The 24,975-nt window shown below is 73.9% G+C and carries 26 protein-coding genes; 6 read left to right on the plus strand and 20 right to left on the minus strand.

Going from position 1 to position 24,975, the window contains the following annotated elements; all coding sequences use genetic code 11:
- Window positions 1-125: 125 nt before the first annotated feature.
- The 10 genes from ACFWUY_RS07765 to hsaA (ACFWUY_RS07810) all read right to left on the minus strand — a co-directional run bounded on the left by ACFWUY_RS07765 (window position 126) and on the right by hsaA (ACFWUY_RS07810) (window position 10,182).
- Window positions 126-1,073 carry an alpha/beta hydrolase gene (locus ACFWUY_RS07765; protein ID WP_384103223.1) on the minus strand — a complete coding sequence of 316 codons (948 nt, stop codon included), beginning with the start codon at window positions 1,071-1,073 and terminating at the stop codon, window positions 126-128.
- On the minus strand, window positions 1,070-1,834 hold the full coding sequence (locus tag ACFWUY_RS07770; RefSeq protein WP_384103226.1) for a glucose 1-dehydrogenase: 765 nt from the start codon (window positions 1,832-1,834) through the stop codon (window positions 1,070-1,072). The genes ACFWUY_RS07765 and ACFWUY_RS07770 overlap by 4 nt, the downstream gene beginning before the upstream one ends.
- The gene (locus tag ACFWUY_RS07775; RefSeq protein WP_384103229.1) at window positions 1,834-2,604 is read right to left on the minus strand and encodes a glucose 1-dehydrogenase; all 771 of its coding nucleotides are present in this window, start codon (window positions 2,602-2,604) and stop codon (window positions 1,834-1,836) included. Before ACFWUY_RS07775 ends, ACFWUY_RS07770 begins: the two co-directional genes overlap by 1 nt.
- An 8-nt stretch (window positions 2,605-2,612) precedes the next feature.
- Entirely contained in the window at window positions 2,613-4,292 is a 1,680-nt protein-coding gene (locus ACFWUY_RS07780; RefSeq protein WP_384103232.1) for an FAD-dependent oxidoreductase, read from the minus strand.
- A gap of 45 nt (window positions 4,293-4,337) precedes the next feature.
- On the minus strand, window positions 4,338-5,207 hold the full coding sequence (locus ACFWUY_RS07785; protein ID WP_384103235.1) for a MaoC/PaaZ C-terminal domain-containing protein: 870 nt from the start codon (window positions 5,205-5,207) through the stop codon (window positions 4,338-4,340).
- Window positions 5,207-5,695: a flavin reductase family protein gene (locus ACFWUY_RS07790; RefSeq protein WP_384103238.1), complete on the minus strand. Its 489-nt coding sequence runs from the start codon at window positions 5,693-5,695 to the stop codon at window positions 5,207-5,209. Before ACFWUY_RS07790 ends, ACFWUY_RS07785 begins: the two co-directional genes overlap by 1 nt.
- Window positions 5,683-6,588: a VOC family protein gene (locus tag ACFWUY_RS07795; protein WP_384103241.1), complete on the minus strand. Its 906-nt coding sequence runs from the start codon at window positions 6,586-6,588 to the stop codon at window positions 5,683-5,685. Before ACFWUY_RS07795 ends, ACFWUY_RS07790 begins: the two co-directional genes overlap by 13 nt.
- 43 nt (window positions 6,589-6,631) lie before the next feature.
- Window positions 6,632-7,504 (minus strand): 4,5:9,10-diseco-3-hydroxy-5,9,17-trioxoandrosta-1(10),2-diene-4-oate hydrolase, encoded by an 873-nt coding sequence (gene hsaD / locus ACFWUY_RS07800; protein ID WP_384103244.1) that lies wholly within the window; start codon window positions 7,502-7,504, stop codon window positions 6,632-6,634.
- Window positions 7,505-7,516: 12 nt separating this feature from the next.
- Complete coding sequence (hsaA, locus tag ACFWUY_RS07805) at window positions 7,517-8,683, minus strand: 3-hydroxy-9,10-secoandrosta-1,3,5(10)-triene-9,17-dione monooxygenase oxygenase subunit (protein WP_384103247.1); 1,167 nt, start codon at window positions 8,681-8,683, stop codon at window positions 7,517-7,519.
- Between the two features lie 269 nt (window positions 8,684-8,952).
- Entirely contained in the window at window positions 8,953-10,182 is a 1,230-nt protein-coding gene (gene hsaA, locus ACFWUY_RS07810; protein WP_384103250.1) for a 3-hydroxy-9,10-secoandrosta-1,3,5(10)-triene-9,17-dione monooxygenase oxygenase subunit, read from the minus strand.
- Window positions 10,183-10,371: 189 nt separating this feature from the next.
- Between hsaA (ACFWUY_RS07810) and ACFWUY_RS07815 the strand changes: the two genes are divergently transcribed.
- Window positions 10,372-11,244, plus strand: coding sequence for an IclR family transcriptional regulator (locus tag ACFWUY_RS07815; protein WP_384103253.1), 873 nt, complete (start codon window positions 10,372-10,374; stop codon window positions 11,242-11,244).
- Between the two features lie 51 nt (window positions 11,245-11,295).
- On the opposite strand, the gene ACFWUY_RS07820 is transcribed toward ACFWUY_RS07815, so the two are convergent.
- The 10 genes from ACFWUY_RS07820 to ACFWUY_RS07865 all read right to left on the minus strand — a co-directional run bounded on the left by ACFWUY_RS07820 (window position 11,296) and on the right by ACFWUY_RS07865 (window position 20,021).
- Window positions 11,296-11,742, minus strand: coding sequence for an SRPBCC family protein (locus ACFWUY_RS07820; protein WP_384103256.1), 447 nt, complete (start codon window positions 11,740-11,742; stop codon window positions 11,296-11,298).
- A 62-nt stretch (window positions 11,743-11,804) separates the two neighbouring features.
- Window positions 11,805-12,581: an SDR family oxidoreductase gene (locus tag ACFWUY_RS07825; protein ID WP_384103259.1), complete on the minus strand. Its 777-nt coding sequence runs from the start codon at window positions 12,579-12,581 to the stop codon at window positions 11,805-11,807.
- A 119-nt stretch (window positions 12,582-12,700) separates the two neighbouring features.
- The gene (locus ACFWUY_RS07830; protein ID WP_384103261.1) at window positions 12,701-13,771 is read right to left on the minus strand and encodes a 2Fe-2S iron-sulfur cluster-binding protein; all 1,071 of its coding nucleotides are present in this window, start codon (window positions 13,769-13,771) and stop codon (window positions 12,701-12,703) included.
- Window positions 13,764-14,036 carry a hypothetical protein gene (locus tag ACFWUY_RS07835; RefSeq protein ID WP_384103266.1) on the minus strand — a complete coding sequence of 91 codons (273 nt, stop codon included), beginning with the start codon at window positions 14,034-14,036 and terminating at the stop codon, window positions 13,764-13,766. Before ACFWUY_RS07835 ends, ACFWUY_RS07830 begins: the two co-directional genes overlap by 8 nt.
- Window position 14,037: 1 nt before the next feature.
- Window positions 14,038-15,192, minus strand: a complete 1,155-nt coding sequence (locus ACFWUY_RS07840; protein ID WP_384103269.1) for a Rieske 2Fe-2S domain-containing protein — start codon at window positions 15,190-15,192, stop codon at window positions 14,038-14,040.
- A gap of 44 nt (window positions 15,193-15,236) precedes the next feature.
- A complete protein-coding gene (dmpG, locus tag ACFWUY_RS07845; RefSeq protein WP_384103272.1) occupies window positions 15,237-16,259 on the minus strand; it encodes a 4-hydroxy-2-oxovalerate aldolase in 1,023 nt (340 codons plus the stop codon).
- A 12-nt stretch (window positions 16,260-16,271) separates the two neighbouring features.
- Window positions 16,272-17,183, minus strand: coding sequence for an acetaldehyde dehydrogenase (acetylating) (locus ACFWUY_RS07850; protein ID WP_384103275.1), 912 nt, complete (start codon window positions 17,181-17,183; stop codon window positions 16,272-16,274).
- A 7-nt stretch (window positions 17,184-17,190) separates the two neighbouring features.
- Window positions 17,191-17,973: a 2-keto-4-pentenoate hydratase gene (locus tag ACFWUY_RS07855; protein ID WP_384103278.1), complete on the minus strand. Its 783-nt coding sequence runs from the start codon at window positions 17,971-17,973 to the stop codon at window positions 17,191-17,193.
- Window positions 17,974-18,309: 336 nt separating this feature from the next.
- On the minus strand, window positions 18,310-19,224 hold the full coding sequence (locus ACFWUY_RS07860) for an SDR family oxidoreductase (protein ID WP_384103280.1): 915 nt from the start codon (window positions 19,222-19,224) through the stop codon (window positions 18,310-18,312).
- Entirely contained in the window at window positions 19,221-20,021 is an 801-nt protein-coding gene (locus tag ACFWUY_RS07865) for an SDR family oxidoreductase (RefSeq protein ID WP_384103283.1), read from the minus strand. Before ACFWUY_RS07865 ends, ACFWUY_RS07860 begins: the two co-directional genes overlap by 4 nt.
- Window positions 20,022-20,099: 78 nt before the next feature.
- Here ACFWUY_RS07865 and ACFWUY_RS07870 point away from each other — a divergent pair, with 78 nt between their 5' ends.
- The 5 genes from ACFWUY_RS07870 (at window position 20,100) to ACFWUY_RS07890 (ending at window position 24,844) form a co-directional block, all read left to right on the plus strand.
- Window positions 20,100-20,870, plus strand: coding sequence for an enoyl-CoA hydratase family protein (locus tag ACFWUY_RS07870; protein ID WP_384103286.1), 771 nt, complete (start codon window positions 20,100-20,102; stop codon window positions 20,868-20,870).
- A gap of 14 nt (window positions 20,871-20,884) precedes the next feature.
- Entirely contained in the window at window positions 20,885-21,733 is an 849-nt protein-coding gene (locus ACFWUY_RS07875) for a CoA transferase subunit A (protein WP_384103334.1), read from the plus strand.
- Window positions 21,730-22,500 (plus strand): CoA-transferase subunit beta, encoded by a 771-nt coding sequence (locus ACFWUY_RS07880; RefSeq protein ID WP_384103289.1) that lies wholly within the window; start codon window positions 21,730-21,732, stop codon window positions 22,498-22,500. The genes ACFWUY_RS07875 and ACFWUY_RS07880 overlap by 4 nt, the downstream gene beginning before the upstream one ends.
- Window positions 22,497-23,579 (plus strand): NAD(P)H-dependent flavin oxidoreductase, encoded by a 1,083-nt coding sequence (locus ACFWUY_RS07885; RefSeq protein ID WP_384103292.1) that lies wholly within the window; start codon window positions 22,497-22,499, stop codon window positions 23,577-23,579. Before ACFWUY_RS07880 ends, ACFWUY_RS07885 begins: the two co-directional genes overlap by 4 nt.
- Window positions 23,580-23,911: 332 nt before the next feature.
- On the plus strand, window positions 23,912-24,844 hold the full coding sequence (locus ACFWUY_RS07890; RefSeq protein WP_384103295.1) for a tyrosine-protein phosphatase: 933 nt from the start codon (window positions 23,912-23,914) through the stop codon (window positions 24,842-24,844).
- The last annotated feature ends 131 nt before the right edge of the window (window positions 24,845-24,975 follow it).

A 24,975-nucleotide genomic window follows, 5' to 3' on the forward strand; every position in this document is an offset into this window, starting at 1 on the left:
GCGCGCCCCCTTATTTTTTTTTTCTCACATTGTTACCCACTCGCCGGGGGGCCCCCCCCCCCCCCCGGCCCCCCCCCCCCCCCCCCCCCCCCCCGGGGGGGGGGGGGGGGGGCCACTTCCGTATGTCATTCGCCGTGCAGTGCCGTACGCAGGACCGCGAACGCGGTGTCGCGGGCCGCGGCCGCCTCGGGCAGGGCGGGGGCCATGGAGAGGAAGCCGTGGAACATCCCGGCGTAGTGGTGGGCCACCACGGACACGCCCGCCGCGGCGAGGGCCGCCGCGTACGCGAGGCCCTCGTCCCGCAGGGGGTCGAAGCCCGCGGTGACGACGTGGGCCGGCGGGAGCCCGGAGAGGCCGGCGCCGGCCAGCGGGGCCGCGTGGGGGTGGTTCCGGTCGGCGGGCTCCGGCAGGTACCCGTCCCAGTACCAGCGCAGGTGGTCGGAGGTGAGGAAGCAGCCCTGGCCGTTCTCCCGGTGGGAGGGCCGGGAGCGGGTCGGGTCGAGCATCGGGTAGTAGAGGGCCTGGAAGGCGATCCCGGGCCCGGCGCGGTCGCGGGAGAGCCGGGCGAGGACGGTGGCGAGGTTGCCGCCCGCGCTGTCCCCCGCGACGGCGGTCCGCCGGCCCGGGTACGTCGCCGCCGTCCACAGCAGGGCCGTGTAGGCGTCCTCGGGCGCGGCGGGGAACGGGTGCTCGGGGGCCCGGCGGTAGTCGACGGAGACGACGACGGCGTCGGTGGCGCGGGCGAGGGCCCGGCAGAAGCCGTCGTGGCTGTCGAGGTCGCAGAGGGCGAAGCCGCCGCCGTGGCAGAACAGGACCACGGGGGCGTTCTCGTGGACGCTCCCGTGGTAGACGCGGACGGGCACGCCGTCGGCGTCCTCGTCCGTGACACGGGCGAGGGGGAGCGGGGGGACGGCGGGCCGGGGGCGGGCGGCGAGGAAGGCCCGTACCTCGGTGATGTCCGTCATCTCCGTTCCCAGGCGGGGGAAGTGGGCCGTGGCCAGGTCGATGACCGCCTGGACCTCGGGATCGGGCCGCGTCACCCGTCCGCTCCCGTCGGGGCCGGGCCGCGTCACGCGTCCGCTCCCCTCGGGGTGGGGACCGGCATGCGGCCCGCCGACGCGCCGCCGTCCACGGCGAGTTCGGCGCCGGACAGGTACGACGCGTCGTCGGAGGCGAGGAACGCGACGAGGTGGGCGACCTCCTCGGGCTCCCCCACCCGCCCGAGCGGCGCGCCCGGATGCTCCCTCGTCCCCAGATGGGCGGTCATGGCCGTGGCGATGGCCCCCGGGTGGACGGAGTTGACCCGGATGCCGTCCGGGCCGAGTTCGAGGGCGGCGGTCCTGGTCAGGCCGCGCAGACCCCACTTCGCCGCGCCGTACGCGCCGTGGCCCCACAGGCCCTGGAGGCCGGCCTGCGAGGAGATGTTGACGATGGACCCGCCTCCGTTCGCCCGCATCGCCCCGGCCGCGGCGCGGACGCCGAGGAACGGGCCGATCAGGTTGACGCGGAGGAGCGCCTCGAGCCGGGCCGGGTCCTCCTCGGTGATGAGCGCGGTGGAGTAGATCGCGGCGTTGTTGACGAGGACGTCGAGCCGGCCGAAGGCGTCCAGGGCGGCGGCCACGGCGGTCGCCCAGGACCGCTCGTCGGTCACGTCGTGGCGGACGAAACGGGCGGCGGGGCCGAGGGAGGCGGCCGTCGCCGCGCCCTCGGCCTCCCGTACGTCGGTGAGGACGACCCGCGCGCCGAGGGCGACGAGCAGCCGGGCCTCGGCCTCGCCCATGCCGCGTGCCGCGCCGGTGACCAGCGCGACCTTCCCTGTCAGATCGACGGCCATCAGCGGTGCTCCTCGATCTGTCGGAGGGTCGGGCCGGTCGTCCAGCCGCCGTCGACGGCCAGTTCCGCCCCGGTGACGTACGAGGCGGCGTCGGAGAGCAGGAAGACGATCGCGTGCGCGATCTCCTCGGGTTCGCCGACCCTGCCCATGGGAGCGGCGGGGTGGTTGCCCTCGCCGCGTTCGATGCCGATGTGGGCGGTCATCGGGGTGTGGATCATGCCGGGGTGCACGGAGTTGACGCGGATGCCGGCGGCGGCGAGCTCCACCGCGCCGACCCTGGTGAGCCCGCGCACACCCCACTTGGCCGCCCCGTAGCCGGCGGTCAGGGCCAGGCCCATGAGGCCGGCCGCCGAGGAGACGTTGACGACGGAGCCGCCGCCGTTCTCCCGCATCACCGGGATCACGGTCCGCATGCCGAGGAAGACGCCGGTGAGGTCGACGTCGACGACCCGGCGGAAGTCCTCGGCCGACTGCTCCTCCAGGAGGTGGGAACCACCGGAGATCCCGGCGTTGTTGACGAGGCCGTCCACGCGGCCGAACGCGGCGACCGCGTGGTCCACCACCTCGCGCCAGTCGTCCTCCGAGGTGACGTCGTGGCGGACGAACCGGGCGTCGCCGCCGAGCCCGGCGGCGGTCGCCCGCCCCTCCTCCTCCCGTACGTCGGTGAGCACCACCCGGGCGCCGGCCCCGGCGGCCACCCGGCCGGCCCCGGCGCCGATGCCGCGCGCCCCACCGGTGATGATCACCGTCTTTCCCCGCAGGTCCGCCATCGGGCCGCTCACCGCGTCTCGGGGGCGCGGGTGCGGGCGATGTGGCCGACCGCGAGCCAGCTGAAGGTCATGGCGGGGCCGATGGTCGCGCCGGGACCCGGGTAGGTCTCCCCCATGACGGCGGCCGAGACGTTCCCGGAGGCGTACAGGCCGTCGATGACCGTGCCGTCCTCCCGCAGGACGCGGGCCGTGGCGTCGGTGACGAGACCGCCCTTGGTGCCGATGTCGCCCGGGTGCACGGGGATCGCGTAGTACGGGCCCTTCTCGAGCGGCGCCAGGTTCGGATGGGGCAGCGTCGGGTCGCCGTAGTAGCGGTCGTAGACGCTGTCGCCGCGGTGGAAGTCCTCGTCGCGGCCCGCGCGGGCGAATCCGTTGAAGCGGTCCACGGTGGCGCGCAGCCGCTCCGGGGCGGCGCCGATGCGGGCGGCCAGCTCCTCGACGGTCCCGGCCCGCTTGACGAAGCCGCTCTCCCGCCACGCCTTGGGGAACGCCTGGCCGGGGAACAGGCCCATGAAGATGTAGCGGGCCTTGGAGGTGGCGTCGAGGATCAGCCAGGACGGCACGGTGGACGCCCCGGGCCGGTCGTGGGCGTACATGGCGTCCACGAACTCGTGGTACGGGGCGGCCTCGTTGGCGTACCGCTCCCCCGCCGCATTGACGATCACCATGCCGGGGATGCCGCGGTCGGCGACCAGGAAGAACGGCCTGCCCTCGGGAGGGACCACCGACGGCGCGCCCCACACCCGGTCCATGAGGTCGGTCGCCGCGCCGAGGGCCGTGCCCAGTTCGAGGGCGTCACCGGTCTGTCCTTCGGCCGCGGAGCTCCACTCGGTGGAGGTGGGCGTCGGCAGGTGCTTCTCGCGCAGCCGCTGGTCGTGCGAGAAGCCCCCGGAGGCGAGGACGACGCCGCCGGTCGCCCGGACGGTGAGTTCACGGCCTGCGCGAGTGATCCGGACACCGGTGACCCGGCCGTTCTCCTCGACCAGTCCGGTCAGCGGGGCGGAGAGCCACAGGTCGCCGCCGAGGGTGTCGAGGGAGTGCCGCATGCGGGCGATCAGCGCCTCGCCGAGGGAGAGCAGCTCCTTGCCGGAGAGCCTGGCCCCGAGGGCCCGGGCGCCGACCCGGGCCGCGGTAAGGCGTCCGGCCCAGGTGCGTCCGACCATGTTCAGCCGCCGGAAGTCCTTGGAGGTGATGGTGAGGCCGTGGGTGGGCAGTCCGGCACGGCGCATGGTGGCGCGCTGCTCGGGGCCGAGCGTGCGGAAGTCGAAGATCCGCGGTTCGACGGAACGGCCCTGCGGGTAGCCGCCGAGCCGCTCGGGGTAGTAGTCGGAGTAGCCGGGGGTGTAGACGAACCGTACGGCGGTGCGGTCGTGGAACTCCCGCACCATCCGCGGTCCGTGCTCGATGTAGGCGGCCTTGCGCGCGGCGGGGACCCGGTCGCCGACGGTGGCGTCCAGGTAGGCGCGGGCCTTCTCGGGGGTGTCGCCGAGTCCGGCGGCTTCCAGGTGGAGGTTGTCCGGGACCCAGATCGCCCCACCGGACAGGGCGGTCGAGCCGCCGTAGGCGTCGGTCTTCTCCACCACCAGGACGGTCAGTCCGCGCAGCCGGGCGGTGATGGCCGCGGCCAGGCCGGCGGCGCCCGATCCGGCCACCACCACGTCGTACGTGTGGTCCCACGTGTCGTTCATCGGGTTCTCCCTCGTCGTGTCGGAGCGCACCGGCCGCGCGCCGGGTCAGCGGGCGGTGAGCCGGGCGTCGGTGAGCACCGGTGCGTCGTCGCGGTCCGCCGACGTGGCCGTCAGCCGGTAGCCGTCGGGGGTGTCCCAGACGCGCAGCCGCAGGGTCTCGCCGGGGAAGAACACCCCGGCGAAGCGGGTGCGGCAGCCGGTGATCGCGGCCGCGTCCCCGCCCAGGAGACGGTCGGTGACCGCTTTGACCGCCATGCCGAAGGAGCAGAGTCCGTGCAGGACGGGACGGTCGTAGCCGGCGCGGCGGGCGGTGGCGGGGTCGGCGTGCAGCGGGTTCCTGTCCCCGGTGAGCCGGTAGAGCAGGGCCTGCTGGCGGAGCGTCGGGATGTCGGTCACCAGGTCGGGCTCGCGGTCGGGCGCCGGGAGGCGCTCGGCGGGGCCGCGGTCGCCGCCGAAGCCGCCTTCCCCGCGGACGAAGATCTGGTTGCGCTGGGAGATCAGCGGCTCGCCGTCCTCGCCGAGGAGGGTGGACTCCTGGACGATGACGGCGGCCCTGCCCTTGTCGTACACGGCCGTCGCCCGGGTGACGGCCGTGCCGCGGGCGGCCGGGGGCAGCGGACGGTGCACGGTGATCTCCTGGCCGCCGTGCAGCACCCGCGCCAGGTCGATGTCGACTCCTGGCAGGTCGAAGACCTGGAAGCCGACGCCTCCGGTGCCGCCCGCGACGACTCCGAAGGTGGGCAGGACCTGGAGGCCCCGCTCGTGTCCTTCGTGGACGTAGCGGAGTTCGTCCGGGTCGGTCTCGGGGACGCCGGCACCGAGCGCCAGGTGGTAGAGCCGTACGTCGTGCTCGTCCCAGGTGACGGCGGTGCGCAGCGGCGGCGCGGAGAGCGCCTTCTCCACGTCGATGGGCATCAGAACGCCCCCACGGCGTAGCGGCTGCGGAAGAACAGCAGCGGCCGGCCGTCCTCTCCGGCGTCGAGCGCCACCACCTGGGCGGTGACCAGGTGGTGGTCCCCCGCCTCGTACACGGCGTGCAGTTCGCACTCCACGTACGCGAGGGCTCCGTCGACGCGCACGGTGCCGTGCTCGCCGGCGCTCCAGGGCACGCCCGTGAACTTGTCGGGGCCGCTGCGGCCGAGCGCGGCGCAGGTGGTCCGCTGGTCCTCGGCGAGGATGTTGACGCAGAAGCGGCCCGCGCGCTCGATCCTCGGCCAGCTGGTGGAGGACTTGCCGACGGCCAGCATGACCAGCGGGGGGTCGAGGGAGAGCGAGGCGAAGGACTGGCAGGCGAACCCGACGGGTCCGGCGCCGTCGGCGTCGAGGGTCGCCACCACGGTGATGCCGCTGGCGAAGCGGCCGAGGACGTCCCTGAAGACGGAGGGGGCGATCAGCCGTTCCACCGGTGGCCCCAGAAGCTGTCGGCGGTGATCTCCTTGGCGACCCAGGTGCCGGGGTCGACGACGAGGCCGTCCCAGCCGTACTCGACCTGGAAGCCGCCGGGGGCCTGGGCGTAGAACGACACCATGCGGTCGTTGGTGTGGCGGCCGAGGCTGGAGGCGATGGGGATGCCGGCGGCGTTCGTACGGTCGAGGCCGCGGCCCACGTCGTCGAGGGTCTCCAGCTCCACCATGAAGTGCACGATGCCGGGGGGCAGCGCGCCGGGGTAGAGGCCCAGGCTGTGGTGGCGGCGGTTGGGGCTCAGGAAGTGCATCCAGTGGAAGTCCCGCTGCTCGGTGGCGGTCGGGACGGCCTGCGGCGGCAGCTTCATCGAGTCGCGCAGCTGGAAGCCGAGCAGGTTCTCGTAGAAGTCCAGGGCGGCTTCGACGTCCGGCACGGGGAGCACGACGTGACCGAGGCCGAGATCGCCGGCGGGGTCGCCGGTGACGAAGCGGTTGCCGTACGGGGTGCCGAGCGGGGTGTGGTCCTGCGCCTGGCCCCAGTAGATCTCCAGCGGGTTGCCGCAGGGGTCCGTCACGTGGATCAGGCCCCGGACGCGGCGCTCGGCGAGCTCGGCGGCGTCGGCGGCCTTGACGGCGTGGCCCGCCGCCTCCAGTTCGTCGGCGGCCCGGGTGAGCGCGGCGGCGTTCGCCACCTCCCAGCCGGCGGCGAGGAGCCGGTCGCTCTCGCCCGCCTGGATGACGATCCGGTAGGCGCGGTCGTCCAGGCGCAGGCAGAGGGTGGACTCGGTGGTGCCGGTCGCCTCCACCATGCCGAGGACGTCGAGCGCGTAGCGGCGCCACTCGTCGAGCGTGGTGGTCTCCAGGCGCAGGTAGCCGAGAGCACGGATGTCCATGGGTGCACCTCTTCTGTCAGGGGATCAAGGGGGTCAAGGGGATTCAGTGGGAGAAGAAGTCGATCGCCAGACGGTTGAACTCGTCGGCCCGCTCGGTCTGGGCCCAGTGGCCGCAGTGCGGGAAGACGTGCAGGCGCGCGTCGGGGATCGTCCTGAGCGCGACGAGCGCGCCGTCGAGGGGGTTGACGCGGTCCTCGCGGCCCCAGGTGAGCAGCACCGGCTGGGTGATCCGGTGGGCCTCGCGCCAGAGCATCACGTCCTCGGCCCAGGCGGGCTCGGCGAAGGAGGCCGCCATGCGCGCGCTGCCGAGCCGGGTGTCGGGGTCGGTGGCCGAGACCCAGCGTTCCTCGACCAGTTCGTCGGTGACGATCGACCGGTCGTACGCCATGACACCGAGGAAGGCGCGCAACCGCTCCTTGGTCGGCTCGGGTGCGGTGTTGAACTCGAAGAGGCGCTTGATGCCCTCGGTCGGGTCGGGGGCGAAGAGGTTGACGGAGACCCCGCCGGGGCCCATCAGGAGGAGCTTGGCGACCTTGTCCGGGTGGTTCAGGGCCATCCGGACGGCGGTGCCGCCGCCGAGCGAGTTGCCGACGAAGTGGGCCCGGCCGATGCCCAGTTCGTCCATCAGGGCGGCGACGGCGTCCGCGCTGAAGCTGAAGTAGTCCTTGTCGGGCTCCGGCTTGTCGGAGCGGCCGTAGCAGGGCTGGTCGACGAGCAGGGTGCGGAAGTGCCCGGCGAAGACGGGGAGGTTGCGGCCGAAGTTGCTCCAGCCGGAGGCGCCGGGACCACCGCCGTGCAGCATGATCACGACGGGGGCTTCGGCCGGCCGGCCGGCGGGCCCGGCCTCGTGGAGGTGGAGGGTGAGCCCGGCCGCCTTGACGGTGCGGGAGGTCGACTCGTACGTGAGCTCTGCCATCTGCGGCGCCTCTCAGGCCATGGTGTCGTGGATGTCGATGCCGAGCGCGCACTGCCCGTACATGACGAGGGCGCGCTCGGGGTCGTTGGCGGCGTGGCCGCGGCCGGTGTGGGCGTCGCGCCAGGCGCGCTGGACGGGGCCGGGGCCGGTGCGCATGGCGTTGCCGCCGGCGTTCTCCATCAGCAGGTCGACCGCCGCGACCGCGCGTTCGGTGGCGAGCACCTGGTCCCTGCGGGTGCGGGTGCGCAGCTCCATGGGGATCTCCTCGCCGCGCCCGGCCAGGGCGTACATCTCGCCGATGTTGCGGGTCAGTTGGAGCCAGCTCGCGTCGATGTCACCGGCCGCGCGGGCGATGCGGACCTGTGCGAACGGGTCCTCGGCGACCTTCTGCCCGTAGGAGACGCGGATCCGCCGCCTGGTGGCCTCGGTGTACGAGTCGAAGGCGCCCTCGGCGATGCCGACGATCGGGGTGGAGATGGTGGTGGTGAACACGCCGGCGTACGGCAGCCGGTACAGCGGCTCGTCGTTGATCTCGTGGCCGGGCACCTTCAGGGCGGTGACCGGGCCGAAGCTCAGCGCGCGGTGGTCGGGGACGAACACGTCCTCGACCACGATGTCGTTGCTGCCGGTGCCGCGCAGGCCGACGGTGTCCCAGACGTCGTCGACGCGGTAGTCGGACCGGGGGATCAGGAAGGTCCGCATGTCGACCGGGTTGCCCTCGCCGTCGGTGACGAGGCAGCCGAGCAGGACCCACCGCACGTGGTCGCAGCCGGAGGAGAAGTGCCAGCGGCCGGAGAGCCGGAAGCCGCCGTCGGCCGGGACCGCCTTGCCGGTGGGCGCGTACGAGGAGGCGATGCGGGTCCTGGGGTCCTGCCCCCACACCTCCTGCTGCGCGCGGGGGTCGAACAGGGCGACGTGCCAGGGGTGGACGCCGACCACCGAGGCGACCCAGCCGGTCGAGCCGCACGCCTTGGCGATCTCCTTGACCGCCGTGTAGAAGACCACCGGGTCGGCCGCCCGGCCGCCGAAGGCCTTCGGCTGGAGCAGCTGGAAGAAGCCGGTGTCCTCCAGCTCCTTGACGGAGGCCTCGGGTACGCGGCGCAGTTCCTCGGCCTCGGCCGCGCGCTCGCGCAGGGCGGGGGCGAGGGCTCGGATCGCGGCCAGGACGTCATCGGCCATGGGGCATCCCCTTTCGGGTCGTGGCGGGGGGAGTGCCAGGACCGTACGGCGTGCCGTCCGGCGGCGAAATGGGCTGCTCCCACTGAGCGGGAACCCCGCCACGACGGCCTCGGAGCGCGGGGCCGGGCGGGCCGGGAGCACGGGCCGGAGCGGCTCGGAGCACGAAATCCGGCCGGCTCGGAGCACGGAGCCGGACGGGCTCGGAGCACGAAATCCGGTCGGCTCGGAGCATGAGGCCCGGGCGGGCTCGAAGCACGGGTCCGGGCGGCTCAGAGCATGGGGTCGTGGACGTCCATGCCGAGGGCGTCCTGGGCGTAGAGGACCAGCGCCCGCTCGACGTCGTTGGCCGCCTGGCCGCGGCCGGTGCGCAGGTCGCGCCAGGCGCGCTGGAGGACGCTCCCCGCGCCGAGCAGGGGTCCGCCGCCGGCGTTCTCCATGAGGAGGTCCACGGCGCCGATCGCGCGTTCGGTGGCGAGCACCTGGTCGCGGCGGGCGCGGGCGCGCAGCGCCGTCGGGATCTCCGCGCCGTCGCGGGCGACCGCGTACAGGTCGGCCATGTTGCGGGCGAGCTGCAGCCGGGCGGCGTCGATGTCACCGGCGGCGCGGGCGATGCGGACCTGTGCGAACGGGTCCTCGGCGGCGCGGGCCCTCCCCGGCCGGTCCCCGGCGACGCGCCCCTTTCCGAGCCGGTCCCCGGCGGCCCGCCGGCCGTGGGAGGCGCGCAGGCTCTCGCGGGCCGCCCCGACGTGGTGCGCGTGGGCGCCTTCGGCGATGCCGACCATCGCGGTCGAGATGGCGGTGGTGAAGACGGCGGCGTACGGCAGCCGGTACAGCGGTTCGGTGTTGACGTCGTGCCCGGGGCAGCGCAGCGCGGTCACCGGGCCGTAACCCAGGGTCCGGTGGGCGGGGACGAACGCCTCCTCGACCACGATGTCGTTGCTGCCGCTGCCGCGCAGACCGACCGTGTCCCACACGTCGTCGACGCGGTAGTCGGCGGACGGCACCAGGAAGGTCCGCATGTCCACCGGCCTGCCCTCGGCGTCGGTGACGAGACCGCCGAGCAGCGCCCACCGGGCGTGGTCGCAGCCGGCGGAGAAGTGCCACCGGCCGGACAGCAGGAAGCCGCCGTCGACGGCGGTGACCTCACCGGTGGGCGCGTGGGAGGAGCAGATCCGGGCGGACCCGTCCGTGCCCCAGACCTCCTCCTGGGCGCGGGCGTCGAGCAGGGCCACGTACCAGGGGTGGACGCCGAGGACCGAGGCGGCCCAGCCGGTGGAGCCGCACGCCGTGGCGATCTCGTGCACGGCGGCGTAGAAGACGGCCGGATCGGTGGCGAGTCCGCCGTACGCCCGGGGCCGGAGCAGCCGGAAGAAGCCGGTGGCCTCGAGTTCCTCGACGGAGGAGTCGGGCAGGCGGCGCAGTTCCTCGGCCTCGGCCGCGCGCTCGCGCAGGGCGGGAGCGAGGGCGCGGACCGCCGCGAGCACGTCGTCGTCGCGCATGCGCGTCCCTCCCGGATCCCGGTCTCGTCCTGCCGTGACGGTAGGGAACCTACGCGTTACTGTTCCGAGACGGAACTCCCTCTTCCCCGTACCCGTCACCTTCTGGCAATCTCCACGCAATACCGGAGATTACGGACCCTGCCGGCCGGGAGTGACCGGCCGGCTGTGCCGTCCGTGTGGGAGGTGCCGATGACGACCCGTGCTGTCGAGGCCGGAGTGCCGCCTCTGTCCCTGCTGGAGAAGGCGGCGAAGGTGCTGAGCGCCTTCGAGAGCGGGGGGCCGCGGCTCACGCTGACCGAGGTCGTGCAGCGCTCCGGCATCAGCCGGTCCTCCGCGCACCGCATCCTCGACCAACTGGTGCAGCTGCGCTGGCTGGAACGCGAGGGCCGCGACTACCGGCTGGGCATGGGCATGCTGGAGCTCGGTGCAACGGCCTCGCACCACAACCGGCTGCGGCGGGCGGCCCTGCCGCATCTGCACGCCCTGCACGAGTCCACCGGCCATCTCGTCCACCTCACCGTCCTGGACGGCACGGAGGTGGTCTACCTGGAGCGGATCGGCGGCTCGGACGACTCCGGCGTGCCGTCCCGGACGGGCGGCCGGCAGCCGGCGTACTGCACGGCGTCGGGCAAGGCGATCCTGGCCTTCGGCGATGCCGCGCGGGTGGAAGAGGTGATACGGCACGGGCTGCGGCCCCGTACCCCGCGCACCCTCACCCGCCCCGCGTCCTTCCGCGCCGAACTGGCCGTGACCCGGGAGCGGGGGGTGGCCTTCGACCACGAGGAGGGGTACCGGGGGGTGCACTGCGTGGCCGCGCCGCTGCGGGGCGCGGGCCGGGCCATCGCCGCGATCTCGGTGTGCGGCCACGGCGTCCACCGGGAGATGGAGCGGATCGCGCCCGCCGTGCGCGGCTGCGCGCGGTCGGTGTGGCAGTCGCTGTTCGGGCCGGGGCGGCACACGGAGAAGCGGGCGCGGGCGGCCGGGGCGGGGCCCGGACCCGGGGTTCCGCAGCCCTCGATGGACAGCATGATGGCCTGGCTGCGGTTCAGCGACTGGATGTGACGGGCGGCGCCCGCCCGCCCCGGGCGGCCCGGGCGGCCCTTCCCGGCCTCGTCAGGGGCTGGGGAAGCGGGCCCGCAGGGCGGCCAGACCGGTGCCGTAGGTGGCGTCGCCGAAGAGCGACTCCACCCGCGGCACCACGTCGTCCGGGCTCCGGTAGGTGGCGGACCACCTGACCTCGGCGCCGTCGGCGTGCGGACGCACGGCGAGCGTCGCCACGTAGTCGGCGACCGGCAGCGCGACCGGGTCGAGGAGGGCGTAGCGGTACGAGCGGGCCTCGGCGTCGCGGTCGAGCAGGCGCTCGCGCGCGACGACCGTGCCGTCGACCGCGAAGACGCGGACCGCGCCGGGGATTTCGGGGCCGGCGCCGCCCTCCAGGGTGGACGGCGGGAGATGCGGGTGCCAGTCGGCGAGAGCGCCGAAGTCACCGATGACCGCCCATACCGCGTCGGGTCCGGCCGCGAGCACGGTGGAACGTTCGAGCGTGCGGGTGTCGTTCACGGGTTCTCCTCGGGTACGGGACCGGGTCGGCTACGGACCGGCTACGGGTACGGGTACGGGTCTCACCAGGTGCGGTCGCCGCGCAGGACCGCGTCGGCGCCGCCGTCGGCGAAGACGACCTGCCCGGTCACGAGGGTGTTCTCGGCCGAGGTCAGCCATGCGATCAGCGGGGCGATCTGCTCGGGACGACCGTGGCCGTGCAGCGGCATCGGGACGCTCTGTTCGACGAGCCCGCGCATCGCGGGGTCGTCGAGGAGGGGCCGGGTCATGGGCGTCAGGACGACTCCCGGTGCCACGGCGTTGAGCGGTACGCCCGTACCCGCCCAGGCGTCGGTGACGGCGGCCCGGCGGACCCAGCGGGAGATCGCCGCCTTGGAGGAGGAGTAGACGAGGTGTCCCTCGCCGCGGTCCACGGCCGCCCGGGAGGCGGCCACCGCCGCCGGCTCGTCCCCGGCGAGCGCGGCGTCGACGATCGCGGGGTCCGTCGGGTGGACCGAGTCGACGGACCCGACGACCAGCGCCCTCGGCTCGGTGCCGGCGACGAGCAGCGGACGCAGCCCTTCGAGCGTGGCCACGGCGCCGAAGTGGTTGACCCTGACGGTGAGCGGGTCGAAGTGGGCGACGCCCGCGCAGGCGATGACCGCGTCCAGCCGTCCGCCGGTCAGCTCGTGGGCCCGGGCGGCGAGTTCGGCCCGGCCTTCGGCGGTGGACAGGTCGGCGCGGATGTCGCCGTCGTCGAGGTCCGCCCCGATGACGGTGTGGCCCCGCTGCCGCAGGAGGGCCGCGGTGGCCTCGCCGATGCCGGAGGCGGCTCCGGTGACCAGGCAGGTACGGGACATGGTGTGCTCCTCGTCGGGAGTGCGGGAGTGCGGGGGTCCGGGAGTACCGGGCGGTCAGGCGGACGTGTCGGCCGGGCGTGTCCGTCGGGCCTGTCCGTCGGACCTGTCCGTCGGGCGGGTCAGGAGTAGGTGATCTCGACCCGGTCGGTGAGGGGCAGGGTCTGGCAGGCCAGGACGTACCCCTCGGCGATGTCCTGCTCGTCCAGGACGTCGTTGCGCCGCATCGTCACCTCGCCCGCCAGGACACGGCAGGTGCAGGCGCTGCAGGCGCCCTCCCGGCAGGAGTACGGGGCGTCCACTCCCCCTGCGAGGAGCGCGTCCAGCAGCGGGGTGTCCGGCGGCCAGGCGACCGTGCGGGTCTCGCCGTCGAGTTCGGCCCGCACCGTTCCGCCGCCCCCGGCCCCGACCCCGTCCTCCGCGGCGGCGGCGCGCGGCACGGCCGGGGTGTCGAAGACGTCGCCGTCCAGGGAGAAGAACCGCTCCCGGTGGACGCGGCCGGCCGGTGCGCCGAGCGTGCGCAGGGCCTGCTCGGCGGCGTCCATGAGCGGCTCCGGGCCGCAGACGAAGGCCTCGCGGTCGGCGTACGGCGCGAACGCGGCGGCCAGCCGGTCCACGTAGGGGAGGCCCTGGAGCGACTCCAGCCAGTGGATCACGAGCAGCCGCCCGGGGTGGTCCTCGGTGAGCTCCCGCAGTTCGTCACGGAAGATGACCGAGGACTCGTCACGGTTGGCGTAGAACAGCACCACCCGGCCCGCGCCCCCGGCCAGGGCCGATTTGGCGATCGACAGGACCGGGGTGACGCCGCTCCCTCCGGCGACGAGCAGCAGGTCCCGGTCGAGGGAGGCCGGGGTGAAGGTGCCGGCCGGGGGCAGCGCCTCCAGCTCGTCCCCCGCCGCCAGGTGGTCGCAGATCCAGTGGGAGCCGTATCCGCCGGCCACCCGCTTGACGGTGATCTTCATGGGCTCGCCGGTGTGGGGCGAGCTGGCGAGGGAGTAGCAGCGGGCGGCCGGTCTCCCGTCGGCGCCGGGCAGCCTCAGGGTGAGGAACTGCCCGGGGCGGTACGTGAAGCGCCGCGCGCTCTCCGGTGGCGCCAGGAGCACCAGGGAGTGAGCGTCGGCCGTCTCGGCGATGACCTCGACGACGCGGAGCCGGTGGGTGCGTGTCCCGGTCACCGGCGCGGACTCAGACATCGGCGGCCTCCGGGATGCCGACCGGCGGGGTCCCGGACTCCGGGGTGCCGACCGGCAGGGTGCCGGCTTCCACCGCGCGGTCGATGCTCGCCCGCAGGGCCCGGCAGGTCGGTATCAGGGCGGTGTTCCCGCCCCGGCCCGTCCGGTCGCGGAACTCCGCGCAGACGACGGCCGCGTCGGCGGTCCACTGCACGGAGGTGTGGGCCGGGCTGAACTTCTCGCAGAGGACCTGGTTGCCGCAGGCCGCGCACTCCACCGGTCGCATGTCAGGCTCCGGTTCCCGGCCCCGCCGCGCGGCGGGCGAGGTTCTCCTCGACCTCCGCGCGCCAGGCCTCGTTGGCGCGCCGGGTGTCGATCTCGAACTCGAAGCGGCGGGTCATCTCGTCCTTGACGTCGGCGGCGTCGACGTAGAACTGCTCGTACCAGCGGCGCAGTTGGTAGACCGGGCCGTCCTCCTCCGTGAGCAGCGGGTTGTCGATGCGGGTCTTGTTCCTCCAGATCTCGACGTCCTGCTCGAAGCCGACGGTGGCCCCCTCGGCGGTGAGCCGGGCGGCCTCGGCGGCCTGCTCCTCCGTCATGCCGGGCAGCCGCCTGACGATCGCCCCGTACTGGAGCAGGAAGCTGTCGGCGTCGATCGGGTAGTGGCAGTTGATCAGGACGATCTCCATCTCGGCGCCGCCGCCGACGTCGCTGTAGAGGTGGTCGATCATGTAGGAGGGGCCGTGGTAGGAGGCGTCGGAGCGCAGGCGTCCGGAGCTGAGGGTGCCCAGTTCCATGTCGCCGCGGGGACTGCTCTCCATGTACTGGGTGGCGACATGGCCCTCGAAGACGTTCTTGAAGTACTCGGGGAAGGCGTAGTGGACGTAGTAGAAGTGCGCCATGTCGACGACGTTGTCCACGATCTCCCGGCAGTGGGAGCCCTCGACCCGCAGGGTCTTCCAGGTCCAGTCGCTCCACTGGTCGGCGTCGGGGCCGTGGACGCCCGCGATCTCGGGGACAGTGGCCCCGGGCGGCGGCGGGTTGCCCTCGGGGTCGTTCCAGACGAAGAGCTGCTTGTTCCGCTCCAGGGAGAGCCAGGCGCGGGTCCTGGCGCGCGGCGGGACGCGCCGGGCGTACGGGATGCCCGCGCAGCGGCCGTTGCCGGACCAGCGCCAGTCGTGGAAGGGGCAGGCGACGGAGTCGCCCTTGACGCTGCCGTGGGCGAGGTTGCCGCCCATGTGCGGGCAGTAGGCGTTCAGGACGTGCAGCTGTCCGTCGCCCTGGCCCTGGAAGACCACCAGCTTGGTGCCGAACGCCTCGATCTCGTGCGGCTCTCCGTCCTTGAAGCCGTCGGCGAGGCCGAGGCAGTGCCAGCCCCGGGCGAAGCGCGTCGGCGGCCTGCCCGTCTCGATGACCCGGACCTCGTCGTTGAGAGCAGTCATCTCGTTGTCCCTTCTCGTGTGGGGATTCCGGGGGGTTCCGGGATTCAGTTCCCGGCGGCGAGTTCCACGGCGATGTCGATGAGCTGGTCCTCCTGGCCGCCGACCAGACGGCGTTCGCCCGCGCGCAGGAGGATCTCGGCGCCGGAGACGCCGTACCGCTCGGCCTGCCGGTAGGCGTGCTTGAGGAAGCTGGAGTAGACCCCGGCGTGGCCCATCAGGAGGGCGAGCCGGTCGAGCCGGCACTCCTCGTCCATGACCGGACGGACCACGTCCTCGGCCGCGTCGATGATCTTCAGGACGTCGATGCCGGTACGGATGCCCATCTTGGCGCAGACGGCGACGAACGCCTCGACGGCGGTGTTGCCCGCGCCGGCGCCGAGCCGGCGGGTGGAGCCGTCGATCTGAAGGGCACCGGCCCTGACGGCGGCGACGGAGTTGCCGGTGCCGAGGGCCAGGTTCTCGTGTCCGTGGAAGCCGACCTGGGCGTCGTCGCCGAGTTCGGCCACCAGGGCCTCGACCCGGGCGGTCACGTCGTCCATGACCATGGCGCCGGCCGAGTCGACCACGTACACGCACTGGCAGCCGGCGTCGGCCATGACGCGGCCCTGCCGCGCGAGCTTCTCGGGGGTCGTGGAGTGGGCCATCATCAGGAAGCCGACGGTCTCGAGTCCCCGCTCCCTGGCGAGCCCGAAGTGCTGGTCGGCGATGTCGGCCTCGGTGCAGTGGGTGGCGATGCGGCAGACGCCCGCGCCGTTGTCGTGGGCGGCGCGGATGTCGTCCTTGACGCCGAGTCCGGGAAGCATCAGGAAGGCGATCCTCGCCCGCCGCGCGGTCTTCGCCGCGACCTTGATCAGTTCCTGTTCGGGGGTCTTCGAGAAGCCGTAGGTGAACGAGGATCCGCCGAGTCCGTCGCCGTGCGTCACCTCGATCACCGGGACCCCGGCGTCGTCGAGGGCCGCGACGACGGAGCGCACGTCCTCCGCGGTGAACTGATGCCGCTTGGCGTGCGATCCGTCGCGCAGCGAGGAGTCGGTGATCCGGATGTCGAGGGTGTCCGAGTAGGGCATGGGAGGTGCTCCTTACGCGCCCGGCGCGAGGAGCGCCTTGGCGAACTCCTCGCCGACCTTGGTGGCGGCGGCGGTCATGATGTCGAGGTTTCCGGCGTAGGGCGGCAGGTAGTCGCCGGCGCCCTCGACCTCCAGGAAGATCGCGACGCGGGCCATCCCGCCGTTCTCCGGGCCGGGATCGTCGAACTGCGGCTCGGCGCGCAGCCGGTAGCCGGGCACGTAGGCGGCGACCTGCTCGGCGACCTCCTTGACGGAGAGGGTGATGGCGGCGCGGTCGGCGTCCTCGGGGATGGCGCAGAAGACGGTGTCGCGCATGATGACGGCCGGCTCCGCCGGGTTGAGGATGATGATCGCCTTGCCGCGTCCGGCGCCGCCGATGGTCTCGATGCCACGGGAGGTGGTACGGGTGAACTCGTCGATGTTCGCGCGGGTTCCGGGTCCCGCCGAGACGGAGGCCACCGAGGCGACGATCTCGGCGTACGGCACGGGGACGACGCGCGAGACCGCGTACACCATGGGGATGGTGGCCTGTCCGCCGCAGGTGATCATGTTGACGTTGGGCTGGTCGAGGTGTGCGCGGAGGTTCGCGGGCGGTACGACGGCGGGGCCGACGGCGGCCGGGGTCAGGTCGACCGCCTTGATGCCGAGTGCGGCGTAGCGGGGGGCGTTGGCGCGGTGGACGCGGGCGCTGGTGGCCTCGAAGACGATGCCGGGCTTCTCGTCCTGGGCGAGGAGCCGGTCGACGCCCTCGTGGCTGGTCTCCAGGCCGGCGCGGGCGGCGCGGGCGAGGCCCTCGCTGGCGGGGTCGACGCCGATCATCCAGCGGGGTTCGACGTACGCGGAGCGCTGGAGCTTGTACAGCAGGTCGGTGCCGATGTTGCCGGATCCGACGATCGCGGCACTCACCTTGGTCGTGGCGGTCATGATCACCTCAGATGAAGGACAGGGAGACCGGGCCGAGCCCGGTGAACTCGGCGGTGAAGGTCGCGCCGGCCGTCACGTCGACGGCCCGGGTGCAGGAACCGGGCAGCACCAGGTGCCCCTTCCGCAGGGGCACGCCGAAGCGGGCCACGGTGCGGGCCAGCCAGGCGACGGAGACCGCCGGGTCGCCGAGGACGGCGTCGCCGCGGCCCTCGGCGAGCAGTTCGCCGCCGCTCGTCAGCCGCGCCCCGATCGCCTTCGGGTCGAGCTCGCGGGGGTCGCGGCCCTCGCCGATGACGAACCCGGCGGAGGAGGCGTTGTCCGCGATGGTGTCGGCGATGGTGATCCGCCAGTCGCCGATCCTGCTGTCGATCAACTCCAGGGCGGGTACGACGCGTTCGGCGGCGGCGAGGACGTCGGCCGGGGTGCAGGACTCCCCCGGCAGGTCGTCGCCGAGGACGAAGCCGACCTCGACCTCGACGCGCGGGTGACAGTAGCGGGAGAGGGGGACGGGGCGGCCGGGGCTCAGCTCCATGTCGTGGAACAGGTGGCCGTAGTCGGGCTCGTCGACGCCCATCATCCGCTGCATGACGGGGGACGACAGGCCCACCTTGTGGCCCCGGACCTCCGCCCCGGACGCGAGGCGGCGGCGGACGTTGACGAGCTGGATCTCGTACGCGTCCTCGGTGTCGATGCCGGGGAACGCCTCGGTCAGCGGGGCGATCGGCCTGACGTCGTGTTCGGCGGAGCGCAGCAGCTCGGCCGCCTCGTGTCTCTGGCGGTCCGTGAGCATGACGGGGGTCCCTCCTGCGGGCGGTTGGGGCTGTTCGGCGAGGCTAGGGCGGTGCCGGGGACCGCGGGGAGCGCCCGTTCCCGCTGAGCGGGAAAGCCACCCGTCCCCCGTGCCCTGCGTGGCCCTCGACCCCGCGGTCCCCGTCCGTTGCGGCCCTCCGCCCGCCCCGTTGGGGGCAATCGTCCGCCAGGGGCGATGGGGATCCCCCCTGGCGGACGAATGCCCACACGGGGGTGGGACGGGCGGGGGCGCCGCACCGGGGGCGGGGCACCGCGACGGCGGATGCGGGTCCGCATCGGGGGCCGCGCCGGTGGGAGTGGGCGCCGGGCAGGGGGGTCAGTGGGTTCCGTACACCGGGTGCGGGGGCTCCGCGGCCGCCAGGAGTTTCAGGGCCGTCTCGCCCGCCTCCCCCGGGGCCCAGCGCGCGCCCTTGTCGGCCGTCGGACCGGGACGCCAGCCCTCCATGACCGTGATCCGGCCGGCCTCGGCCTCGAAGACCCTGCCCGTGACGCCCGCCGAGGCGGCGGAGCCCAGCCAGACGACGAGCGGGGAGACGTTCTCCGGGGCCATGGCGTCGAAGGCGGCGCCCCCGGGCGCGGCCATGGTCTCGGCGAAGGCCTGCTCGGTCATACGGGTGCGGGCGGCGGGGGCGATCGCGTTGACCTGGACGCCGTAGCGGGCCGTCTCCGCGGCCGCGACGAGGGTGAGGCCGACGATCCCGGCCTTGGCGGCGGCGTAGTTGCCCTGGCCGACGCTGCCGAGGAGACCCGCGCCGGAGCTGGTGTTGATCACCCGCGCCTCGGGCGTCCGGCCGGCCTTGGCCTCGGCGCGCCAGTGCGCCGTGGCGTACTTGAGCGGCAGGAAGTGTCCCTTGAGGTGGACGCGCATGACGGCGTCCCAGTCGTCCTCGTCGAGGTTGACCAGCATGCGGTCGCGCAGGAAGCCGGCGTTGTTGACGAGGGTGTCGAGGCGGCCGAAGGCGTCGAGGGCGGTGGCGATGAGGGAGGCCGCGCCGTCGGCGGTGGCGATGTCGCCGCCGTGGGCGACCGCCGCTCCGCCCGAGGCCGTGATCTCGTCGACGACCTCCCGGGCCGGTCCCGCGCCGCCGCCTCCGGTGCCGTCGAGGCCGACGCCGAGGTCGTTGACGACGACCCGGGCGCCCTCGGCGGCGAAGGCGAGCGCGTGGGCGCGGCCGAGGCCTCGTCCCGCTCCGGTGACGATCACGACGCGTCCGTCGCACAGTCCGGTCATGGTGTGTTCCCTTCGCTGGGCGTGTGGTTGACGGTGGCGGCGTCGAGGAAGGCGGGGCGTTCCCCGCCGCCGTGCACGGGCAGACTGGCGCCGCTGATGTACGCGGCGCGGTCGGAGGCGAGGAAGACGCAGGCGTCGCCGACGTCGGCGGGTTCGGCGAGCCGGCCGAGCGGCACGGTGCGGCCGACGGCGGCGATGCCGTCCTCGTCCCCGTAGTGCAGCGGGGACAGCTCGGTGCGCACCATGCCGAGGACGAGCGTGTTGACCCGCACCCGTGGCGCCCATTCCACGGCCATGGACCGGGCGAGGTTGTCCAGGCCCGCCTTGGCGGCTCCGTACGCGGCGCTGCCGGGTGACGGGCGGGTGCCGCTGACGCTGCCGATCATGATGATGGCCCCTCCCCCGTCCTGCCGCCGCATCACCTCGTACGCGGCGAGGGAGGCGGTCAGGGGGGCGACGAGGTTCAGTTCGACGACCCGGGCCTGCTGGGCGGCTCCGCCGTCGCCGAGCATCCGGAAGGGGGTTCCCCCGGCGTTGTTGACCAGGACGTCGAGCCTGCCGTGGTCGTCGCGCACCCGGTCGAAGAAGTCCGTGACCGCCGTCGGGTCGCGCAGGTCGACGGGGAGGAAGCGGGCCGTGCGGCCCGCCGCCTCGACGGGCCTGTCGGGGGCCCGTCGCGCGCAGGTCACGACCTCCGCTCCCGCTTCGAGCAGGGACCGGGTGATTCCGGCGCCGACGCCCCGTGTGCCGCCGGTGACGACGGCGACGGATCCCGACAGATCGATGATGACTGCCAATGGACACCTCCCGCAGCGTGCGAACCGCTGCTATCTTCCGCCTAACAAACGTTTGGTGGAAAGGTAGCTGATCTGGTCATGGGTGTCTCCACCTCCGCCCCGGACGAGGGCGTCGCCGTCGTCACCGTCGATTTCCCCCCGGTCAACGCCCTTCCCGTGCGGGGCTGGTACGACCTCGCCGCCGCGGTGCGCGCCGCCGGGGCCGACCCCGGGGTCCGCTGCGTCGTGCTCACCGCCGCGGGCCGCGGCTTCAACGCCGGCGTCGACATCAAGGAGATCCAGCGCACGGCCGGGCACGACGCCCTCCTGGGCGCCAACCGCGGCTGCTACGAGGCGTTCGCCGCCGTCTACGACTGCGAGGTGCCGGTGGTCGCCGCCGTGCACGGCTTCTGCCTCGGCGGCGGCATCGGCCTCGTCGGCAACGCCGACGCGATCGTCGCCTCCGACGACGCGACCTTCGGCCTCCCCGAACTGGACCGGGGCGCGCTCGGCGCGGCCACCCACCTCGCCCGGCTGGTCCCCCAGCAGCTGATGCGGACCCTGTACTACACCTCGCGCACCGTCACCGCCCAGGAGCTGCACCGGCACGGCTCGGTGTGGCGGGTCGTCCCGCGTGAGGAGCTGACGGCCGCGGCCCTCGAACTGGCCCGTGAGATCGCCGCCAAGGACGGGCGGTTGATCCGGCTCGCCAAGGCCGCGATCAACGGCATCGACCCGGTGGACGTCCGCCGGAGCTACCGCTTCGAGCAGGGCTTCACCTTCGAGGCCAACCTCAGCGGCGTCGCCGACCGGGTCCGCGACGCGTTCGGCAAGGACGTCCTCGAAACGGACAAGGAGCAGCAGTCGTGAGCAAGGACAAGACGATGACCGCCGAGGAGGTCGTGGGCCGCCTCCGCAGCGGGATGACGATCGGCATCGGCGGCTGGGGTTCCCGGCGCAAGCCGATGGCTCTGGTCCGGGCGCTGCTGCGGTCGGACCTCACCGACCTGACCGTGGTCTCGTACGGCGGTCCTGACGTCGGGCTCCTCGCCGCCGCCGGGAAGATCCGCAAGCTGGTCGCGGCCTTCGCCACCCTCGACTCCGTCCCCCTCGAGCCGCACTTCGGCGCGGCCCGGCAGCGCGGCGCCTTCGAACTGGTGGAGCTGGACGAGGCGATGGTCATGTGGGGCCTGACCGCCGCCGTGCACCGGCTGCCCTTCATGCCCATCAGGGCCGGGCTCGCCTCCGACGTGATGCGCGTCAACCCGTCGCTGCGGACGGTGAGGTCCCCGTACGAGGACCGCGAGGAGCTCGTCGCCGTCCCCGCGCTCCGGCTCGACGCCGCCCTGGTCCACCTCAACCGCGCCGACGTCCACGGCAACGGCCAGTACCTCGGCCCCGACCCGTACTTCGACGACCTGTTCTGCGAGGCCGCCGACACCGCGTACGTCTCCTGCGAGCGGATCGTGGCGACCCCGGAGCTGCTCAAGGACGCGGGACCGCAGTCCCTGCTCGTCAAGCGCGCGTTCGTCGACGGTGTCGTCGAGACCCCGAACGGCGCGCACTTCACCTCCTGCGTCCCCGACCACGACCGGGACGAGGCCTTCCAGCGCGCCTACGTCAAGGCCGCCCGCGACCCGGACGCCTGGCGGGCCTTCACCGCGCGGTTCCTGTCCGGGGACGAGGACGCCTACCAGGCCGCGGTGGCGGCGTTCCACGAGGAGGAAGCATGAGCGGCACCCGTACGAGCGGGGCGACGCGGGCCGAGTACTGCGTGGTGGCCTGCGCCGAGGCGTGGCGGGACGCGGGCGAGGTCCTGGCCAGCCCGATGGGCACCGTCCCGATGATCGGCGCCCGGCTCGCCAGGCTCACCTTCTCCCCCGACCTGCTGCTCACCGACGGCGAGGCGCTGCTCATCGACGACGTGCCGGCGGTCGGCGCCGCGCCCCGGGTGGTGGAGGGCTGGCTGCCGTACCGGCAGCACCTGGCGCTGGTCGCCACCGGGCGACGGCACGTGATGATGGGCGCGAGCCAGCTCGACCGGTACGGCAACCAGAACATCAGCTGCGTCGGCGACTGGGAGCGGCCCAGGCGACAGCTCCTCGGTGTGCGCGGCGCCCCCGTCAACACCCTCAACAACCCGACGAGTTACTGGGTGCCCAAGCACTCGGCACGGGTCTTCGTCGAGCGGGTCGACATGGTCTGCGGAGTCGGGTACGACCGGGCCGCCGCGGCCGGCCCCTCCGCCACCCGCTACCACCGCCTGCCGGACGTCATCAGCGACCTGGGCGTCTTCGACTTCGAGACTCCGGACCGCACCATGCGGCTGCGCTCGCTGCACCCCGGCGTCACGGTCGAACAGGTCACGGAGGCCACCGGCTTCGCGCTCACCGTCCCCGACGAGGTGCCGTTCACCCGCGAGCCCACCGCAGAGGAACTGCGGCTGATCCGCGAGGAGATCGACCCGAAGGGGCTGCGCGACCGCGAGGTCGTCTCATGAGCGACGTCACGATCGCCACCCCGTTCACCGACCTCGTCGGGGTGCGGCACCCCGTCGTGCAGACCGGCATGGGGTGGGTGGCCGGCCCCCGCCTGGTCTCGGCGACCGCGAACGCGGGCGCGCTCGGCATCCTCGCCTCGGCGACGATGACCGTCGAACACCTCCGCTCCGCCGTGCGCGAGGTCAGGTCCCGCACCGACGCGCCCTTCGGCGTGAACCTGCGCGCGGACGCCGGGGACGCGGCCGAGCGCGTACGGATCATCATCGACGAGGGCGTACGGGTCGCCTCGTTCGCCCTCGCCCCGTCCCGCGAGCTGATCGAGCGGCTCAAGGACGCCGGGGTCGTCGTCATCCCCTCCGTCGGAGCCAGGCGGCACGCCGAGAAGGTCGCCGCGTGGGGTGCCGACGCGGTGATCGTGCAGGGGGGTGAGGGCGGCGGCCACACCGGGAACGTCGCCAGCACCGTCCTGCTCCCGCAGGTCGTGGACGCCGTCGACATCCCGGTCGTCGCGGCCGGCGGCTTCCACGACGGGCGCGGCCTGGTCGCGGCGCTCGCCTACGGCGCGGCCGGGGTCGCCATGGGCACCCGCTTCCTGCTCACCTCCGACAGCACGGTCCCCGACGCGGTGAAGGCCCGCTACCTCGCGGCGGCGGTCGGGGATGTCACCGTCACCACGAAGGTGGACGGCCTGCCCCACCGGATGCTGCGCACCGAGCTCGTCGACGCGCTGGAACGCTCGGGCCGGGCCGCCTCACTGGCGCGGGCGGTCCGGCACGCCGCGGCCTTCCGGCGCGAGTCCGGCATGAGCTGGGCGCGGATGGTCCGCGACGGCCTGGCGATGAAGCACGGCAAGGACCTGACGTGGAGCCAGGTGCTGCTCGCCGCCAACACCCCCATGCTCCTGAAGGCCTCCATGGTGGAAGGCCGGACCGATCTCGGCGTGATGGCCGCCGGGCAGGTCGCGGGACTCATCGACGACCTGCCGTCCTGCGCCGAACTGGTCGACCGCGTCATGGCCGAGGCGCGGGCCGCCCTCGACGCACTGCCCGTCCCCGCCGCCCTGCCCACCACCGGCTGACCCACCCGGCACGGGTCGACCCACCCACCGGGCTGCCCCCCGTCACCGGCTGACCCGCCGTCCGAGCCGACCCGCCCGTCACCGACCGACCCACCCGGCGCGGGCTGACCCGCTCAACAGACCGCCCCCCGTCACCGGCTGACCCGCCCGGCGCCGGTTCCGCCGGCCCGCGGCGGGCTGTTCCGCCCGTCACGGCCGGCCTCCCGTACGCGGCCCGGTCCCGCCCGTCGCGGGCCGGCCGGCCGTATGCCGCCCTGCCCGTCCGTCACGGGCCGGCCGGCCGTACCACGCACATCTCCAGGCAATCCCCTCGTCACCCTTGGAGTCGCATCATGCGTGCCCTCACCCTCCGGCGTGCCACCGCCGTGGTCACCGCCACCGTCGTCCTGGGCGGTCTGCCCGCCCTCGCCGCCGCCGACGCCCCGGCGGGATCCGTCACCGCGAGCTCGGCCGAGGCCGGCGCCGACCCCGGCGCCGTCCGCCCCGTCGCGCTCCAGGGCGCGGTCAACGTCCGTGACCTGGGCGGCCTCCGTACGTACACGGGCCGGCAGGTGCGCTACGGGCAGGTGTTCCGGGCCGACGCCCTGAACAGGCTGACCGACGCGGACCTCGCCGTCCTGTCCGGTCTCGGCCTGCGTACCGTCCTGGACTTCCGCACCCCGGAGGAGGTCGGGCGGGACGGCGCCGACCGCCTCCCGGACGGGCTCGCCCCGACCGCCCGGCCCGTGGCCGACCTCGGCCTGTACGCCACGACGACCGCGGTCATCGGTTCCAAGGACCCCGTCAGGCAGCGGGAGACGCTCGGCGACGGCAAGGCCGAGCGGCTGATGCGGGACATCTACCGGACCTTCGTCACCGACGCGGACAGCCGCCGCCGGTTCGCGGAGACGGTGCGGGACGTCGCCGACCGGCGGCGGGGCGCGGTGCTCTTCCACTGCACGTCCGGCAAGGACCGCACCGGCTGGATGAGCTACGTGCTGCTGCGCGCCGTCGGCGTCCCGGCAGAGGCCGCCGAGCGGGAGTTCCTGCTGTCCAACACCTTCCGCGCGGCGGCGGACCGACGGGTCCGTGAGGGGCTGAAGCAGGGCGGTTACATGGAGCACCCGGATCTGCTCGTCCCGCTCCAGGAGGTCCGCGCCGACTACCTGGGATCCGCCGTGGACCAGATCGAGAAGGACTACGGCAACTTCCACCGGTACCTCACCGAGGGCCTCGGCCTGGACACCGCGACCCTGGCGAAGCTCCGGGCCCGGCTCGTGCGGTAGCCCCGCTGGACGACGGAAGGCCGCCGGGGGGGGGGGGCCCCCCCCCCGCGCCGCGGGCGCCACCCCCCCCCGCACCCCCCCGGGAATTAAAGCAAGCCCCGGCCCCCCCCCCCCCCCACAACAGAAACGCC

It is taken from the genome of Streptomyces sp. NPDC058664 (genome assembly GCF_042716635.1).
Classification (GTDB): domain Bacteria; phylum Actinomycetota; class Actinomycetes; order Streptomycetales; family Streptomycetaceae; genus Streptomyces.

What these genes read in the sequence shown, in the direction of transcription:
- ACFWUY_RS07885 (WP_384103292.1), top strand. Translation starts at nt 22,497, where the DNA reads ATGAGCGACGTCACGATCGCCACCCCGTTCACCGACCTCGTCGGGGTG.
- ACFWUY_RS07780 (WP_384103232.1), bottom strand. Translation starts at nt 4,292, where the DNA reads ATGAACGACACGTGGGACCACACGTACGACGTGGTGGTGGCCGGATCG.
- dmpG (WP_384103272.1), bottom strand. Translation starts at nt 16,259, where the DNA reads ATGCCCTACTCGGACACCCTCGACATCCGGATCACCGACTCCTCGCTG.
- ACFWUY_RS07875 (WP_384103334.1), top strand. Translation starts at nt 20,885, where the DNA reads ATGACCGCCGAGGAGGTCGTGGGCCGCCTCCGCAGCGGGATGACGATC.
- ACFWUY_RS07830 (WP_384103261.1), bottom strand. Translation starts at nt 13,771, where the DNA reads ATGTCTGAGTCCGCGCCGGTGACCGGGACACGCACCCACCGGCTCCGC.
- ACFWUY_RS07850 (WP_384103275.1), bottom strand. Translation starts at nt 17,183, where the DNA reads ATGACCGCCACGACCAAGGTGAGTGCCGCGATCGTCGGATCCGGCAAC.
- ACFWUY_RS07840 (WP_384103269.1), bottom strand. Translation starts at nt 15,192, where the DNA reads ATGACTGCTCTCAACGACGAGGTCCGGGTCATCGAGACGGGCAGGCCG.
- ACFWUY_RS07855 (WP_384103278.1), bottom strand. Translation starts at nt 17,973, where the DNA reads ATGCTCACGGACCGCCAGAGACACGAGGCGGCCGAGCTGCTGCGCTCC.
- hsaA (WP_384103247.1), bottom strand. Translation starts at nt 8,683, where the DNA reads ATGGCCGATGACGTCCTGGCCGCGATCCGAGCCCTCGCCCCCGCCCTG.
- ACFWUY_RS07825 (WP_384103259.1), bottom strand. Translation starts at nt 12,581, where the DNA reads ATGTCCCGTACCTGCCTGGTCACCGGAGCCGCCTCCGGCATCGGCGAG.
- hsaD (WP_384103244.1), bottom strand. Translation starts at nt 7,504, where the DNA reads ATGGCAGAGCTCACGTACGAGTCGACCTCCCGCACCGTCAAGGCGGCC.
- ACFWUY_RS07795 (WP_384103241.1), bottom strand. Translation starts at nt 6,588, where the DNA reads ATGGACATCCGTGCTCTCGGCTACCTGCGCCTGGAGACCACCACGCTC.
- ACFWUY_RS07770 (WP_384103226.1), bottom strand. Translation starts at nt 1,834, where the DNA reads ATGGCCGTCGATCTGACAGGGAAGGTCGCGCTGGTCACCGGCGCGGCA.
- ACFWUY_RS07870 (WP_384103286.1), top strand. Translation starts at nt 20,100, where the DNA reads ATGGGTGTCTCCACCTCCGCCCCGGACGAGGGCGTCGCCGTCGTCACC.
- ACFWUY_RS07815 (WP_384103253.1), top strand. Translation starts at nt 10,372, where the DNA reads ATGACGACCCGTGCTGTCGAGGCCGGAGTGCCGCCTCTGTCCCTGCTG.
- ACFWUY_RS07890 (WP_384103295.1), top strand. Translation starts at nt 23,912, where the DNA reads ATGCGTGCCCTCACCCTCCGGCGTGCCACCGCCGTGGTCACCGCCACC.
- ACFWUY_RS07860 (WP_384103280.1), bottom strand. Translation starts at nt 19,224, where the DNA reads ATGACCGGACTGTGCGACGGACGCGTCGTGATCGTCACCGGAGCGGGA.
- ACFWUY_RS07835 (WP_384103266.1), bottom strand. Translation starts at nt 14,036, where the DNA reads ATGCGACCGGTGGAGTGCGCGGCCTGCGGCAACCAGGTCCTCTGCGAG.
- ACFWUY_RS07880 (WP_384103289.1), top strand. Translation starts at nt 21,730, where the DNA reads ATGAGCGGCACCCGTACGAGCGGGGCGACGCGGGCCGAGTACTGCGTG.
- ACFWUY_RS07775 (WP_384103229.1), bottom strand. Translation starts at nt 2,604, where the DNA reads ATGGCGGACCTGCGGGGAAAGACGGTGATCATCACCGGTGGGGCGCGC.
- hsaA (WP_384103250.1), bottom strand. Translation starts at nt 10,182, where the DNA reads ATGCGCGACGACGACGTGCTCGCGGCGGTCCGCGCCCTCGCTCCCGCC.
- ACFWUY_RS07785 (WP_384103235.1), bottom strand. Translation starts at nt 5,207, where the DNA reads ATGCCCATCGACGTGGAGAAGGCGCTCTCCGCGCCGCCGCTGCGCACC.